The organism is Streptomyces sp. CMB-StM0423 (assembly GCF_002847285.1).
GTDB lineage: Bacteria > Actinomycetota > Actinomycetes > Streptomycetales > Streptomycetaceae > Streptomyces.
Genome location: NZ_CP025407.1, coordinates 1,766,130 through 1,781,144 on the forward strand (window position 1 = coordinate 1,766,130; position 15,015 = coordinate 1,781,144).

At 74.9% G+C, this 15,015-nt stretch carries 9 protein-coding genes; 1 reads left to right on the forward strand and 8 read right to left on the reverse strand.

Features of this window, described 5'->3' with window-relative positions; genetic code table 11:
• Nucleotides 1-76: 76 nt before the first annotated feature.
• The 8 genes from CXR04_RS07435 to CXR04_RS07470 form a co-directional block, all read right to left on the reverse strand.
• Complete coding sequence (locus tag CXR04_RS07435; RefSeq protein WP_159072279.1) at nucleotides 77-2,410, reverse strand: hypothetical protein; 2,334 nt, start codon at nucleotides 2,408-2,410, stop codon at nucleotides 77-79.
• A gap of 22 nt (nucleotides 2,411-2,432) precedes the next feature.
• A complete protein-coding gene (locus CXR04_RS07440) occupies nucleotides 2,433-3,386 on the reverse strand; it encodes a patatin-like phospholipase family protein (RefSeq protein WP_101421078.1) in 954 nt (317 codons plus the stop codon).
• A gap of 278 nt (nucleotides 3,387-3,664) precedes the next feature.
• A complete protein-coding gene (locus tag CXR04_RS07445; protein WP_267898181.1) occupies nucleotides 3,665-5,248 on the reverse strand; it encodes an RNA polymerase sigma factor in 1,584 nt (527 codons plus the stop codon).
• A 758-nt stretch (nucleotides 5,249-6,006) separates the two neighbouring features.
• Complete coding sequence (locus CXR04_RS07450; RefSeq protein ID WP_101421080.1) at nucleotides 6,007-7,020, reverse strand: FadR/GntR family transcriptional regulator; 1,014 nt, start codon at nucleotides 7,018-7,020, stop codon at nucleotides 6,007-6,009.
• Between the two features lie 67 nt (nucleotides 7,021-7,087).
• The gene (locus CXR04_RS07455) at nucleotides 7,088-9,022 is read right to left on the reverse strand and encodes an ATP-binding cassette domain-containing protein (RefSeq protein ID WP_101421081.1); all 1,935 of its coding nucleotides are present in this window, start codon (nucleotides 9,020-9,022) and stop codon (nucleotides 7,088-7,090) included.
• Nucleotides 9,023-9,294: 272 nt separating this feature from the next.
• Nucleotides 9,295-10,050, reverse strand: a complete 756-nt coding sequence (locus CXR04_RS07460; protein ID WP_101421082.1) for an NUDIX hydrolase — start codon at nucleotides 10,048-10,050, stop codon at nucleotides 9,295-9,297.
• Nucleotides 10,051-10,125: 75 nt separating this feature from the next.
• Nucleotides 10,126-12,405: a glycogen debranching N-terminal domain-containing protein gene (locus tag CXR04_RS07465; RefSeq protein WP_101426244.1), complete on the reverse strand. Its 2,280-nt coding sequence runs from the start codon at nucleotides 12,403-12,405 to the stop codon at nucleotides 10,126-10,128.
• A 211-nt stretch (nucleotides 12,406-12,616) separates the two neighbouring features.
• Complete coding sequence (locus tag CXR04_RS07470; RefSeq protein WP_101421083.1) at nucleotides 12,617-13,918, reverse strand: DUF4192 domain-containing protein; 1,302 nt, start codon at nucleotides 13,916-13,918, stop codon at nucleotides 12,617-12,619.
• A gap of 198 nt (nucleotides 13,919-14,116) precedes the next feature.
• On the opposite strand from CXR04_RS07470, the gene CXR04_RS07475 reads away from it, so the two are divergent.
• Nucleotides 14,117-14,986, forward strand: coding sequence for an SAM-dependent methyltransferase (locus tag CXR04_RS07475; protein ID WP_101421084.1), 870 nt, complete (start codon nucleotides 14,117-14,119; stop codon nucleotides 14,984-14,986).
• Nucleotides 14,987-15,015 lie beyond the last annotated feature (29 nt).

The following is a 15,015-nucleotide window of genomic DNA, read 5'->3' on the forward strand; positions in this document are numbered from 1 at the left end:
CCTGCGACGACGCCGGTCCGGCGGGGGCGTGGCATCCGAAGGACCCGCGGCCCCGGGAGGTGCCCGGGGGCCGCGGTCACGGCGCCGCCGGTGCCGCGGCCGGGGACGGCGTCACCGCGGGTGCCGCGGTCGCCGCCGGGGCCGGCAGGTGGCGCAGCCGCTCGGAGGCGAGACAGGCCCGGGTCAGGATGGTCCGTACCTCGTCGGCGGCGCTGCCGCTGCACCGGGCGAGGTAGAAGATCACGATGTTGATGGCGGCCACGGACCCGGCGTAGATGTAGACGTCCTTCGCCGTGCCCACGTAGATCGACAGCCCGATGCCCCAGCAGGCCACGCTGTAGAAGCCGGCCGTCAGCGTCCAACTGTAGAGAGCGTCGAGGCCGGCGATCCGGCCCTGCGGCACCGTGCCCAGTTGCCTGCCGCGGGCCTCGGCGACGGCCGCGCGGGCGAAGACCAGGCAGGCGGCGTTGCACAGCGCGGTGGAGAGGATGCCGATGGCCGTGCAGATGGGCCACCAGTCGCGGTGGAACAGCGTGGTCGACAGCACCAGCACGGCGGGGATCAGGGTGAACAGCCGCATCGCCACCTCGGCCAGGACCGCCCGCCGGCTCAGCCGCCCCTGCTCCCGGCCCGCGACCAGCGGGGTGAGGCCGGCGAAGAGGTTCTGGTAGTACCGGGCGCCGGCCAGCAGGAAGCTCATGCCGACCAGCCGCACCGGCGCGTTGGCCGAGTAGTCGGGGATGGTGTAGCCGTCCAGCCGCAGCCCGTCGAGCAGCGGGAGTTCCTCCTCGCCCGCGCTGTTGGTGCGCTGCAGCAGGGTGATGTAGTTGTTGCCCCAGCTCCAGTTGAGATCGCGCAGCCAGTACGTGATGACGATGCTCGCCGCGACGTACCAGGCCGCGGCCGACAGCCAGGAGAAGAAGAGCAGCCAGCGCACGTGCATGCCGCGGTGCGGGTCGTGGTAGAGCGACTGGGTGCGCCGGATCCGCCACATCTGGAGCTGCTGCCTCGGCGCCCCGGCGAGCGGCGTGTACAGCCGGACGAAGCGGGTGCCGGCGCTCTGCGCCCGGGTCGCCTCGACGGCCGCCAGCTCCTCCTCGTAGAAATGGAGCAACTGCGGATAGAGCCGCTCCCCCGGCACCGGCCGGAACAGCAGCAGCCGGTTCTCCGGGACGGGGTCGGTGAGGTCCTCGATGAACCGCGCCAGCAGCGGCGTCTCGGCGTAGAAGGCGTCGGGTACGGTCACGGCGCGCGCACCGGATCCGGCGGTCTCCCGGTGCTCGCTGCCGATCGCGATGAGGAGCTGCCCGACGGAGTACAGGTCCGCCTGCCGGGGGTCGACCACCATCGTCTCGCTGCGCACCTCGGGCGCCACGAACGCCGCGTCCGGTCCGCCGGAGCCCGGGACGGTGTGGGAATAGAGGTAGTTGACGCCGAGGTCGATGAGGACGAAGCGGCGGTCCCCCGCCCCCGTACCGCCGCCCGGTCCCGAACCCGAGCCGCTGAGGATGATGTTGGACGGCGAGAGGTCGCCGTGACGCAGGCCGCACCGGTCGAGTTCGTCCAGCACCCCCAGCAGCCGGGGCCCGAGGTCGCGCAGGAGATCGAGCCGGATGCGCGTGCTGTCCGGCTGCCGGCTCAGATACTCCGCGAGCGTCTCGCCGGGCACGAAGTCCATGAGGATCCAGCGCCCGCTGCTCGCCCACGCGCGGGCCAGCGGCAGCGCCTCCGTCGCCGCCTCCTCGCCCGCGCGCACGTCGCCGTAGGAGGAGCGGTAGTCGCGGGTGGCCCGGACGATGGTCGGCACCCTCAGGTACGGGTAGACGATGCACTTGAGGGCGAACGGGATACGCCTGCCGTGCGCCTGGCGCAGCGGGAGGCCGGTCAGGATGAACGACGTCGTGCCGTGGCGGTGGAACCGCAGCGTGCCGATGTCGACTTCGCGCCACGCGTCGAGCGTCGCGGCGTCCTCGTCGGCGCTGCCCTCCACGTCCGGAATCGCGACGTCGGGGGCGTACAGCGTCCGTATCGCCTCCCGTACGGCCGGGTCCGCGACCGCCGGTGCGCACAGGGCCGCGCAGTCGTGTGGCGTCCGCTCGCCCTGGTCGTAGCGGCGCTGGTAGGAGTGCGCCAGCGACACCAGGGTGAGGAGGAGCAGGCCGAGATACCCGCCGACCGCCCGGAACTCGGTGCGAAACGATTCCGGGCGGGTGGCGAATTCCGTACGCCAGCGGGTCACCTGTTCGATGACCGATTCCCACGACTGCTCGAACTCGCCGCTAAAGCTGTGCGCCTCGAACGGCAGGCCGAAAAGGACCCGGCTCCAGTCCTCCCGGCCCCACTCGCATAACTCGTTCTCCGCCGGGGTCGCGGCGCCGGCCCCGCCCGGTGCGGGTGAAGTATCGGACAAGGCGCGGATGATCGCGCGGAGATTACGCGCGCTGCCGGTTGTTGGCATCGTCCTTCGTCACGATGGTCAGTTGGGGTACGGCACGAATGCGGCCGTTCTTTATCAGCGCCGGGTCTTTGCCCTCGACGGCGCAGTACATCACCTCGTACCCGCCACGGGCACCGCCGAGAATCCGGCCGGGATCCAGCTCGTGCCGCTTGACCTGCGGCATCCACGACAGGGGCGCGATGTCGAGCACGTACGGGGCGTCGCCCGGCTCCGTCATCCGCCGCTGCAGCATGACGCGCTCGTCCCGGTAGCGCTCGATGGCCTCGCCGTAGCCCCGGCCGAGGCCGTCGCGGATGCGGTCGAGATGGCGGATGGCCCAGCGCTGCGAGACGGACAGCTTCTGCGCGGGCGGCTGGATGGGGCGGGTGCTCAGGGACAGCACGTGCGTGCAGCCGTCCGCCAGCGCCAGCTTGTACGGGTGCGGGGTGAGGACGCCGCCGTCGACGGCCCGGGAGCCGCGGAAGTCGGCGGTGCCGCGCAGCGCGACGGGGAGCCAGGCGCTGGCCACGAGGGCCGCGCGCAGGTCGGCGCGCGAGGTGAAGTCGGTGACGGCTTCGGTGCGGATGTCGTCGACGAGCGTGACGGCGACGTGCAGCCGCGTCGGGGAGGCGATGACCTTCTCGTACCCGAGGGGCTTGACGTTGTCCACGACCTCGAACGCGTAGTCCAGGTCCATGATGCGGCCGCGCAGCACGCGCCGGAAGTCGACGAACGTCCGGGTGGCGAGGTCGTCGTAGTAGATCGAAAGCGGATACCAGGTCTCGCCGTTGAGGAAGTAGGCGCTGTTGATGGCACCGGAAGAAGCGGAATATATGGTGTCGAACGCCTGGTTGAGCCCGCAATCCTCAAGGGCGCAGAGCATGGCCGCCGAGACGACGCCGCGGATGCCGCCCCCCTCGACGGCAAGCCCGATCTTGAGGTCGTCCACGGGCTTGTCGTGCGTATGTCCCTTTTCCCGGCGACGGCGTAAGGCAGTCAGCACAGGATGGTCCGCGTGCCACGGCATGGCACTACTCATGAGTCATGTCCTCCCTGAACATCCGAGATTGTCACGCCCGGCAAGTGGCGTCAATTCCCGGAGAGTTCACGAATTCGTACCGTCTTACGCACCTATCGGGGCCGCGGCGGCACGCGCCGCGCCCCCGGCGAAGGAAAGCGCCCCCGACCCGCGGCAGGGCAGGTCAGGGGCGCTGGAGGCCGCTCGGCTCAGTCGAGGTAGTCGCGCAGCACCTGGGAGCGCGACGGGTGCCGCAGCTTCGACATGGTCTTGGACTCGATCTGGCGGATGCGCTCGCGCGTGACGCCGTACACCTTGCCGATCTCGTCCAGGGTCTTGGGCTGCCCGTCGGTGAGCCCGAAGCGCATGGAGACCACGCCCGCCTCGCGCTCGGAGAGCGTGTCGAGGACGGAGTGCAGTTGCTCCTGCAGCAGGGTGAAGCTGACCGCGTCGGCCGGCACGACCGCCTCGGAGTCCTCGATGAGGTCGCCGAACTCGCTGTCGCCGTCCTCGCCCAGCGGGGTGTGCAGGGAGATGGGCTCGCGGCCGTACTTCTGGACCTCGATGACCTTCTCCGGGGTCATGTCCAGCTCCTTGGCCAGCTCCTCCGGGGTGGGCTCGCGGCCCAGGTCCTGGAGCATCTGGCGCTGCACGCGGGCCAGCTTGTTGATGACCTCGACCATGTGCACGGGGATGCGGATGGTACGGGCCTGGTCGGCCATCGCGCGGGTGATCGCCTGCCGGATCCACCAGGTGGCGTACGTGGAGAACTTGTAGCCCTTGGTGTAGTCGAACTTCTCGACGGCGCGGATCAGACCGAGGTTGCCCTCCTGGATGAGGTCCAGGAAGAGCATGCCGCGGCCCGTGTAGCGCTTGGCGAGGGAGACCACGAGGCGGAGGTTGGCCTCCAGCAGGTGGTTCTTCGCGCGGCGGCCGTCCTCGGCGATGATCTCCAGCTCGCGGCGGAGCTTCGGCGCCAGCTTGTCGGCGGCGGCGAGCTTGTCCTCGGCGAAGAGGCCGGCCTCGATCCGCTTGGCGAGCTCCACCTCCTGCTCGGCGTTGAGCAGGGGGACCTTGCCGATCTGCTTCAGGTAGTCCTTGACCGGGTCGGCGGTGGCGCCGGCCGCGGCGACCTGCTGCGCGGGGGCGTCGTCCTCGTCCTCGTCGGAGAGCACGAAGCCCTCCGCCTCGGCCTCGGCGGGCGGCTCCTCCTTCTCCAGGGAGCCGTCCTCCGGGCCGGCGGCGCCGGACTCGCCGTCCTTGGCCGCGCCCTTCTTGCCGGCCGCCTTCTTGGCCGGGGCCTTCTTCGCCGCGGTCTTCTTGGCGGCCGCCTTCCTGGCGGTGGTCTTCTTGGCGGCGGCCTTCTTCTCCGGCTCGTCCGCCGGGTCGCCCAGGCCCGCGGGCACCGGATCGTCCATGGGGGCCTCCTGGACCGCGTGCGCCGTGGCCGTGGCCGTCGGCTTCTTCGTCGCGGTCTTGGCGGGGACGGCTTGCTTGGCGACCGCCTTCGTGGCGGTCCGTTTCGCCGGGGTCTTCGCCGGCACGCTCTTGCGGGTGCGCTTGGGCGCCTCTGCGGCACTGACCATCAGTGTCACACCCTCCTCTTCGAGGATCTGATTGAGGCTGCGCAGGACGCTCTTCCACTGGGTGGGCGGAATCTGGTCAACCTCGAAGGCACGACGCACGTCATCACCGGCGATCTGCCCTTCGGCCTTCCCCCGCTCGATGAGTGCCATCACGGACTCAGCTTCGGCGATCTCCGGCGGGAGCGTACGGGATGTGCTGGCCGACACGAACAACCTCTCGAAACGATGGGAACGACCGGTGGCGGGGATGGACCACCGGCGTAGAGGCGGAACCGCGATACGTGCGCCACCACCTCTTAGGTCATCGCGCCTTCCCGCACAGCGTTACGCCCAATCCACGTGGCCCAGGTCACAATCTACCGCCACCGGCGCGGCGGCACGAAAGCCGCCCGGCAGGCGCCGGCCCGTCCGGGCGCCCCCAGGGCGTGCGGACGCCCGGGCGGAGCGCGGCGTGCGCCCGCCGTGCGGCGGTTGTGCGCCGGGGGTGCGGGGCGCGCGGGGCTGGTGGGGCCGGGTACGGCCGGGTGGGTGCCCGGGCGGGTGGTCCGGCGGCGTTCCGGGGTCTCCGGGGGTGTCCTGCGGATGTCCGGGGCGGGTGCCCGGGTCGTCTCCGGGGGGTCGGTCTCGTACGGGCCGGAGCGCGGGCGTCGCGGTACGTGCCCGGGTGGCTGCCCGGACGCGTCGTCCGGGGGTCGTCCGGGGGTGTGCCCCGGGGGTCTCCCGGGCCGCCCCTGCGGCGGGGGTGTCCCGGGGCCGCCCCTGCGGCCGGCCGGTGCGACCCGGCCCGGCCGGAGGCCGGCTCGGGTGTCCGGGGCCTCACGCGGTGGGCTCGGGCGCCCGGCGCCGCCAGGCGGTGGGCCGGTCCTGCCGGGGCGCGACGCCGCCGTCCCCCGGCGGGGGCCGGCGGTGCCGGTGCGCGTACCGACGGGGGCGCGGGGCCGGGGCCTCGCGCCCGTACCCCGCCGTCAGTGCTCGCGCGGCGCCGGCACGACGCGGTCGCCCGCGCCGACCTCGGTGTGCACGCCCAGCAACTGCCGCATCGCCGACTCGGCCGCGGCGCCGTCGCCGCTGCCCAGCGCCTCCACGATGTGCACGTGGTGGGTGACGGCCTGCTCGCTCGGGCGGTCGCAGCCGCCGGCGGGGCCGCCGGAGACCTGCAGTGCCGCGGCGACCACGCCGGCCAGGTGCTCCAGCATCCGGTTCCCCGCGACCTGGAGGACCAGCGCGTGGAACTCGGCGTCGGCGCGGGCGAACGTGACCGTGTCGCCCTGCACCAGCGCGTGGCTCATGATCTCGGCCATGTCCGTCAGCCGCTGCTGGACGGCGCCGCGGCCGTGGCCCGCCGCGAGCCTGGCGGCCAGCGGCTCGATCGTCCAGCGCAGCTCGCACAGCTCCCGGCGCTGGTCCTCGCGCTGCGGGCCGAAGGCCCGCCACTCGATGATGTCCGGGTCGAGCAGGTTCCAGTCGCTGACCGGGCGGACCCGGGTGCCGACGTTGGGGCGCGCGCTGACGAGGCCCTTGGCCTCCAGCACGCGCAGGGACTCGCGCACCACGGTGCGCGAGACCTCGAAGCGCTGCCCGATCTCCTCGGGCACGAGCGGGCGGTCGGCGCCCAGATCGCCGGAGACGATCATCTGGCCGAGCTGCTGGACGAGTTGGCCGTGGAGGCCGCGGCCCCGGCTGGTCGCCGCGCGGCGGCCGACGCGGCCGATCTCCGGCTCCCCGGCGTCCCAGGCGGGCGGGGCGGGCGGCGCGGGGGCGGCGGGCGGCGCGGCGGGGCCGGGGGCGGCGGCCGGGGGGACGGGAGCGGCGGGGGCGGCGGCCGCGGGGCCGTCGGGGTACGGGTAGCGGTCCAGATCCCCGTGGCCGGCGAAGCCGGACTCGGAGGAACGGGCCGTCATCATGGTCTGCGCAAGGGTACTCACCAAACCTTTGTCGGCGGACGCCCCGGCCGCCTTGAGGGCTTTGGTGAAAAGCACACGAAAGGGTGATCGCCCAGCGCCCCTCCATTGACGCCGCGGCGACCTCAAACCGGTGGGAAACCGGCTATTCACCAGGCGAGTTGAAAACCTTCCGTACGAAACTCGGACACCCGCTCCGCTCCAGCGCGCGCCCCAGGGACCGGGCGCGGCCCGCGGTCAGGACGTACGCGCCGAGGAGGGCCCCGAGCGACAACACCAGCGCGTGCCCGAAAGGTTGGGCGGGCACGCCGAACACGCCGCCGAGGTGCAGTCCGCTGCCGGGCCTGGGGATGTGCAGCACGCGCATGAGCTGCACCGGAAGTTCCCCGAGGCGGCGTACGGCGCCGGTGTCGGCGAGCGCGTGGATGCCGGGGGCGACGGCGACGGGCACGGTGAGCACGGCGGCAAGCCCCAGCGACGCCGACGTGAACAGCCCGGCGGCCAGCACCCCGGTCCAGGCGCAGCCCACCGTCACGCCCGCCCAGCTCAGCAGTTGCAGACCGCCGTCGGCAGGCATGTCCACGATGTCGCCGAAGAGCACGAGGAGCGCCGTCGCGTCCGCGAGCAGGACCGCGACGAAGAGCAGCAGCGCCACGGCCGTGCTCACGGCGAGCTTGGCGAAGAGCAGGCCGAGGCGGCGCGGCACGGCACCGACGGCCGGGGTGAGCGAGGGGAAGCTGAACTCCTGGCCGAAGGCGTACGCGCCGAGCAGCCCGGCGCCGATCGCGGCGGGCGGCAGCGGGAAGACCGGCGCCCAGCCGGTGAGCATGCGCACGGCGGGGGCGTCGGAGACGGCGGAGCCGCCCGCGGAGTGCGCGAGGAGGGCGGCTCCGGCGACGGAGGCGGCGAGGGTGCCGGCGGCGGCGATGCGGGGCAGCCGGGAGCCGGAGCCGGCACGGCGCAGCTCGTAGCGCAGGGGGTGGGCGGGGCCGGGGAGCCAGCGGCGGCGCAGCGGTCCCGCGAGGGGGGCGTCGTCGGGGCCGGCCACGGGGGCGGGGATGAAGGTGCCGGCGGGCGGGGTGTCGCCGGCGGCCGGCGGCTCGGCGCCGGTGTCAGTGCCGGGTTCTAGGGTGGCCGTGGCGGTGGCGGTGCGGGTGGCCGCGGGCACGGTGGCTGCGGGGACGGCTGCTTCGGGGATGGCGGTGAGGACGGACTCGTGGGAGGAGTCGGTGAGTTGATGGAGCAGGATGCCGTTGCGGTACGCGAGTTCGCCGACGGCCGCGCTGTCCGTCCCGTAGACGGCCAGGACGCCGCCGTCGCGGCGTACCACCTCGATGCGCCGTTCCGGCGTGCTCGCCTGCCGCGTCAGATAACTGGCGAACCGCTCGGACTGCGGCGTCCTGATGAGGACGCAGGGGCGCAGCCGCAGCCGGGCGAAGTCGTCGGCCTCCTCGTCGGCGACGAGCCGGCCGGCCCGCAGGGTCAGCACCCGGTCGGCGAAGCGGGCGGCGACGCGCGGCTGGGCGGTGGCGAGCACGACGCAGACTCCGGCGGCGGCCAGCTCCCGCAGCAGCGCGTAGTAGAACGCCGCCTCGCGGCGCGGGAGATCGCGTACGGGGTCGTCGAGCAGCAGGGAGTGCGGCTGGCCGAGGAGCGCGGTGGCGAGGCCGAGGCGGCGGTCCATGCTGAGGGAGAGGGCGTCGAGCCGGTCGTCGGCGAGCGCGTCGAGGCCGACGTGGGTGAGCAGGGCGTCGGCGCGGGCCGCGGGGACGCCCACGGCGGCGGCGAGCATGCGCAGGTGGCTGAGCACGGTGCGCGCGGGGTGGCCCGCGACGTCGCCGAGCACGGCGCCGACCTCGCGGGCGGGGGCGGGGAGCCGGCTCAGCGGGCGGCCGTCGTACAGCGCGATGCCGCGGCCGCTGTCCAACTGGAGCATGAGGCGCAGCGCGGCGGTCTTGCCGGCACCGGGCTCGCCGAGCAGCGCGGTGACCCTGCCCGCCTCGGCCTCGAACGTGAGGTCGCGCACGGCCGGCGGGCGGCCGCCGCGGGGCCTGCTCGTGAGTCCGATGGCCTGGATCACCGCGCCTCCCTAAATCGGTTGATATCCGACATATAGGGATGATTGCGCAGGAGGCGCGCCGGGACCGGGATTTCACCCCGGGGCGCGGTGCGGCGTCGCGGATGTGTGCTCGTACGACTCGTATGCCCGGAGGGGCGCAATCCGGAGGCCGTCGGCTGGGACAGGGCGCCCGGGGGCTGTGCCGGGCGTGCGGCCCGGGCTTCCCCGGAGTCGGCTGCGCGGACGCGCGGTGGGGAAGGCGGCGAGGCAGAGGGCGTGCCGCCCGCCGGTCCTCAGACCTCGGGGCGCAGCATCGGGGGGTTGAGGATCGTGGCGCCGCCGGCCTGGAAGAGCTGGGCGGGACGGCCGCCCTGACGGGTGGTGGTGCCGCCGGTGGGCAGCAGGAAGCCGGGGGTGCCGGTGACCTTGCGGTGGAAGTTGCGCGGGTCCAGCGCGACGCCCCACACCGCCTCGTACACCCGGCGCAGCTCCCCGACCGTGAACTCCTGCGGGCAGAAGGCCGTGGCAAGCGACGAGTACTCGATCTTCGACCGGGCCCGCTCCACGCCGTCGGCCAGGATCCGGCGGTGGTCGAAGGCCAGCGGCGGGTGCTCCCCGTCGTCGTCGGCGGGGCCGACGAGGGTCTCGACCGGCGCCCACCGGGCGCCGCCGACGTCGCCGCCGGGGCGCGGCGCGGGAAGGTCCGGCGCCAGCACGAGGTGGGCGACGCTCACCACGCGCATCCGCGGGTCGCGCTTCGGATCGCCGTAGGTGGCGAGCTGTTCGAGGTGCGCGGCGTGCGCGGGGGTGTCCTCCTCCACCGGGCCGTGCGCGTGCAGGCCGGTCTCCTCCGCGAGTTCGCGCGCCGCCGCCTCGGCCAGGTCCTCCTCCTCGCGTACGAAACCGCCGGGCAGCGCCCACCGGCCCTGAAAGGGCGCCTCACCGCGGCGGACGATCAGGGCGCTCAGAGCGTGCCGGCGCACGGTGAGCACGACCAGGTCGACGGTCACGGCGAACGGCGGGTAGGCGGACGGCTCGTAGGGGGGCATGGCGGGGATCTTAGTCGTCTGCCTGACGATAATCAGGACTTCCCGGGAGACGGGCCGGACGGGCGGGGCGGCGGCTCAGGAGCCGAGTTGGATGCCGGGGGCGGCCTCTTCGACGACGGCGAGACCGAGGCGGCTGACCCGTACGGCGAAGGGCTCGCCGGCCAGCCGCCAGCCCGTGAGCTGCACCGCGCCCAGCGGGGCCGTGGCAGGCGGACGGGCGGCGACGGTGCCGGCGGGGACGTCGGGGGCGACGCCTGCGAGCGCGGTGAGGATGTGCACCGCGGCGGCGGCCGCGACGGCGGACGGGCGGCAGGCGGCGGGGTGCGGGAGCGGGGCGCCGCCCGCGGTGCGCTGGTCGCCCGCGTACATCTCGGGGAGGTGGTGGCCGAAGTGGCCCGCGGCGTCGAGGAGTCCGCGGAGGAGGGGTCCGGCCTCCTTGTCGTGGCCGGCGGTGAAGAGCCCGGCGACGGCGACGGCGGTCTCGTGGACGTGCACGGCGCCGGCGCGGTGGCCGAAGGGGTTGAAGCCGGGCTCGGCGGCGCCGAGGCTGCGCAGGCCCCAGCCGGAGTCGAGGGCGGGGCCGCCGAGGAGGCGGGCGAGCTGACCGGTCTGCGCCTTGTCGAGGAGGCCGGGTGCGCTGTCGGCGACGGGGAGACCGTTGCCGTCGGCGGAGGCGGGCGTGGCGGAGGCGGGGTTGGCGTTGCCGTTGGCGCGGACGAGGGCGTCGGCGGCGGTCGGCAGGAGGTGGGCGGCGGGGCTGCCGAGGTGGGTGAGCGGACGGCCGTCGGGGGCGAGGGCCGCCGCGGGCCTGCCGCCGGCGACGTCCTCGGTCCAGAAGCCGGCGCGGAACCGCTCGCGCAGGGCCGCGGCCCACTGGCGCCACTCGGCGGCACCGGGACGGCCGCAGGCGTCGAGGAGTTCGGCGCCGAGGAGGGCGGCGCGGTGGGCGTGGGCCTGGGTCTCGCAGCGGTACGGGCCGCCGGGGGCCGGGTCGGGGACGAAGCCGCGGTCGTCCGCGGCGGCGCGCAGCCACGCGAGGCAGCGCTCGGCGGCGGGCAGGAGCCCGCCGAGATCCCGCTCCGGCAGCCCCCAGCGGCGGGCCTCGGCGAGCACGGCGGGAAAGAGGAGGGTGGCCTCGACGCCGGTGGCGGCCGGGGGCAGATGCGGGCCCGCGTCCCTGAGGGTGCCGGGCAGCCGCGCCGGCTCGGGAGCCCCGGCGGCGGGGGCCGCCGGCCAGGTGCGGGCGACGGCGCGGAGGGTGCCGGCGGCCAGGCGCGTACCCAGCGGCAGAAGCATGCGGGCGGCCCAGAGCGCGTCCGCGGGAGCCAGCGCGCAACGCCACGGCACCCCGGCGACGAGGTGCACGTCGGTCGGCTCGGCAGGATCGCGGAGCAGCAGCGTCCGCAGGTCGTCGAGCGCGGTGCCCAGCAACGGGGCGACCCCCGGATCGTCGCCCGCCGCGGCGGCGGCCGGCGGCCACGGCACCGGCGGCAGCTCCCGCGGGCACGCCTGATCCGTACCGATCCGCAGTTCCAGCGTCCGGGACCCGCCCGGCGCCAACTCCAGTTGCCACCGCAGCAACCCGGCCGCGGCGATCACGTCGTCGGGCGGCGGCTCCGCGGTCACCAGGGCCCCCACCCCGGGGGCCCCACCCCCACCCCCTCCCCCTCCGCTGCTTCTTTCGGCGCCCCGCGACCCGCCGCCGGGCGCTGCCGCGGCCCCGCGCCCGCCGCTCCCGTGAGCCGCGCCGCCGCGCACACCGTCTCCACGCGCGGCACCGCCCCGGGCGGCACCGCCATAAGCCTCGGCGCCGCCCTGTGCACCCGTACCGGGCGCGCCACCGCCGGGCGTGGTGCCGGTCCGCGCCGGGGCCGTGGCGCGTGCCCCTCCCCCGGCTTCCGCGGGTGCGGCGTCCGGCTCGCGGCCGGGGTCCGCGAGGGCCGGGAGCGGGCGCCAGCGCAGGCCCGACTCGTGGACGCTGGCCGGGACTTCGCAGCGCTCGTGTCCGGCGGCGACGGCGCTCAACTCGGCGAGGTCCGTGCCCAGCTCGGCCTCCAGCGTCAGGCGCAGCACGCGGGTGGCGCTGCTGTGCAGCGTGATCCGCTCGACCCCGGCGGCGTGCCGCACCCGCTCCACGACCACGGCGGGGTCGGGTCCCGACTCGGCGCCGGTGCGGACCGTGCCCACGAAGCGCACCCGGTCCGCGCCCGACCGGCGCCCCTGTACCGGCAGCGGCTCGACGCCGCCCACCCGCAGCCGCAGCCGTCCGACCAGCCGGCGGCCCGCCCGGTAGAACCCTTCGAGTCCGTGGCCGTCGAGCTGGCCGTGGCGGGCGGAGACGGCGAAGGCCGGCATGGCGACGCAGACGAGCGCGTCGTGCGCGGGGCCGGGCACGGGTGGCCGCTGACGCGGGGGCTGGGGGCTGGGAGACACGCGGCAGTCCTCTCGGGAAGCCGTGGACGGACGAGGCGGCGACCGGCCGCCGCCGTGAGAACGCCCGCAAGCCCCTCCAGGTCACGCCGACGGCCCACCGGCCGCCCCGCACCGCTCTCTCATGCCGTCATCGCTACTCCTTGCTCCGCACGTCGCGGCGCCGGGCGGTGCGGCGCGACGGGCGGCGGCCGGGCGGGCGGCGGGACCCGCGGTTCGACGGCTGGGCCGGCGGCAGGCACAGCGGCCGCGCCCGCGCCCGGGACCGGGACGCCGCCGCGGGCGGCTGGGAGCCCGGCTCCGCCGGCACCGGCGAGGCGGCGGCCTCCTGGGCGCGGCGCTGGCGGCGCAGGGAGCGCCGCAACGGCTCAGGATCCAGGCCCTCGTTGATCGCCTGATGGAGCAGCCGGGCGAACAGGTATTCCGGGTCGGACACCAGGGCGCAGCCGAGGGCGACCCGGGCCGCCGCCTCGTCGCCGCTGGACCACGCCACCCAGCCGGCAAGCGTCAATGGCGCCGCGGCGTGCTCCACATACGCTCCGATGCAGCGACGCGACAGCGCCCGCCACAGCCGCAGCGCGCCCGCCGCCTCTTCGCCCTCCATCCGCTCGGCGGCGCGGTCTCGGGTGAGCCGGTCCTGGAGCCCGACGATGAGGGCCGCGCACTCGTCGTCGGTGAGCAGCCTGTCGTCCCGCTCATCGGTGTCCGCCGCCGCCTCCCCCGCGGGCGGCGGAGCGTCGGTGAGCCGGGCGATCAGCCGGTCCGTCAGCGCCAGGGTCTCGGCGCGCACGGTCTCGCGGCCGGCCTGCTCCAGGATCCGCGGCACGAGCGAGCCGCCGGCCGCGTCGAGCGCCCGCGTCTGCCGGTCGACGTCCGGGTGCCGGGGCGCGATCCTGCCCTCCAGCGCGCGCAGCGACCCGGGCCGCCGCAGGCCCGCATAGGCCGCGGCGGCGGCCATGGCGGAGCTGCCGGGCGGGACCAGCTCGGTGCCCTCCGGCGGACAGCAGCTCTCGTCCGGGCAGAGGTAGGACCAGAAGCGCCCGGCGGAGATGCACAACGCCTCGACGACCGGCACCTCCAGCCGTCCGCAGGCCACGCGGAGCCGCTGGGCGAGCGAGCGGAGCCGCTCCATGACCTCGCGTGGCTGCTCGCCCACGCCGGGGTCCTGGCAGAGGAAGACGACGATGCCGTCCGGCTTGTCGCCCCGCTTCGCGCTGCCCTCGATGAGGCACTCCGCGAGCTGCGCGGCCACGTCCCGCCAGCCGTCCCGGTCCGGCGGAATGCCGAGCCGCAGCCGGCCGCCGAACCGTCCGTGCTCGCCGTGCAGCGCGGCGAGGACGACGCTGTCGTCCGGGTGGAAGCCCATCAGGTACGGCAGGGCGTCCGCCAGCTCGGCCGGGCTGCGCAGCACGACCTGCGTTTCGTTGTGCGTTGTCATGGCTTGAGGGTTTCGTGTCTCCGCGAGATCCGCGACCCCTGTGGATAACTCCTGGCAGGGCCATGCCATCACCCTCCCGGACCTGGGGAATCCGGCCAACCCGCGGGTTGGCCGGTTCGGTTCGGGCTCCCGGCTGCGGCGGCCTCTACGGTGACGCGAGGAAGGCGACGTACGCCGACACGAAGGGGCAAACGCGCCATGGCATCCGACGCGCACGACAGCAACCTCGCTCCCCCGTCGCCCGAGGAGGTCGGTTCCGCGTACGACCGGTTCGGCCCGCTGTACGACCTGACGCAGGGCACCGCCGCCATCCACGTCGGCCGGTGGTCGGCTGACGACGCGGGCCTGCCCGCGACCTCGCTCGGGAAGCTGGCCGACCAGGCGATGAACCGGCAGACCGACTACTACATCGACGCCCTGGCGCCCGGTGAGACCGACCACGTGCTCGACATCGGCAGCGGCACGGGCGGTCCCGCCGTGCGTCTTGCGGAGCGCACCGGCGCGCGCGTCACGGGGATCACCGTCAGCGAGACGCAGGTCGCCCGCTCCCGGGAGCGGGCCGCCGCCGCGTCGCTCACGGACCGCGTGACGTTCGCCCTCAACGACGCGCTGGAACTCCCCTACGAGGACGCGTCGTTCGACGCCGCCTGGGCCATCGACTCCTTCGCCCACATCGCCGACCGGCTGCGCGGACTGCGCCAGGCGTGGCGCGTGCTGCCGCGCGGCGGGCGGTTCCTGATGACGGAGTTCACCCGCCGCGGCGAACCGTCGCGCGCGCAGTTGGACACCTTCCGGCAGGTCTGGACGTCGCCGCCGCCGCTGCCGCTGGCGGACGGGCTGCGGCTGGCGTGCGAGGCGGGCTTCGAGCTCGTGCGGCTGGAGAACCAGACCCACGACGTCATCATGAACGCCGAGGTCATGACGGTTCTCTACCGGGACCACCACGACGAGATCCGGGAGCGCTACGGGCTGGAGACGACGGCGGCGATGGACGCCTCGATCCCGTTGTTCCGCACGTTCGTCCGCGACCACCTCGGCTACTTCGTCTATCTCCTGCGCAAGCCGTAGCGCCGCGGCGGCCGGTGCGGTGCGGCTGC

Excerpts from the sequence above, each read along its gene's own strand:
- CXR04_RS07460 (WP_101421082.1), bottom strand. The coding sequence starts at position 10,050 with ATGCCCCCCTACGAGCCGTCCGCCTACCCGCCGTTCGCCGTGACCGTC.
- CXR04_RS07465 (WP_101426244.1), bottom strand. The coding sequence starts at position 12,405 with ATGCCGGCCTTCGCCGTCTCCGCCCGCCACGGCCAGCTCGACGGCCAC.
- CXR04_RS07470 (WP_101421083.1), bottom strand. The coding sequence starts at position 13,918 with ATGACAACGCACAACGAAACGCAGGTCGTGCTGCGCAGCCCGGCCGAG.
- CXR04_RS07475 (WP_101421084.1), top strand. The coding sequence starts at position 14,117 with ATGGCATCCGACGCGCACGACAGCAACCTCGCTCCCCCGTCGCCCGAG.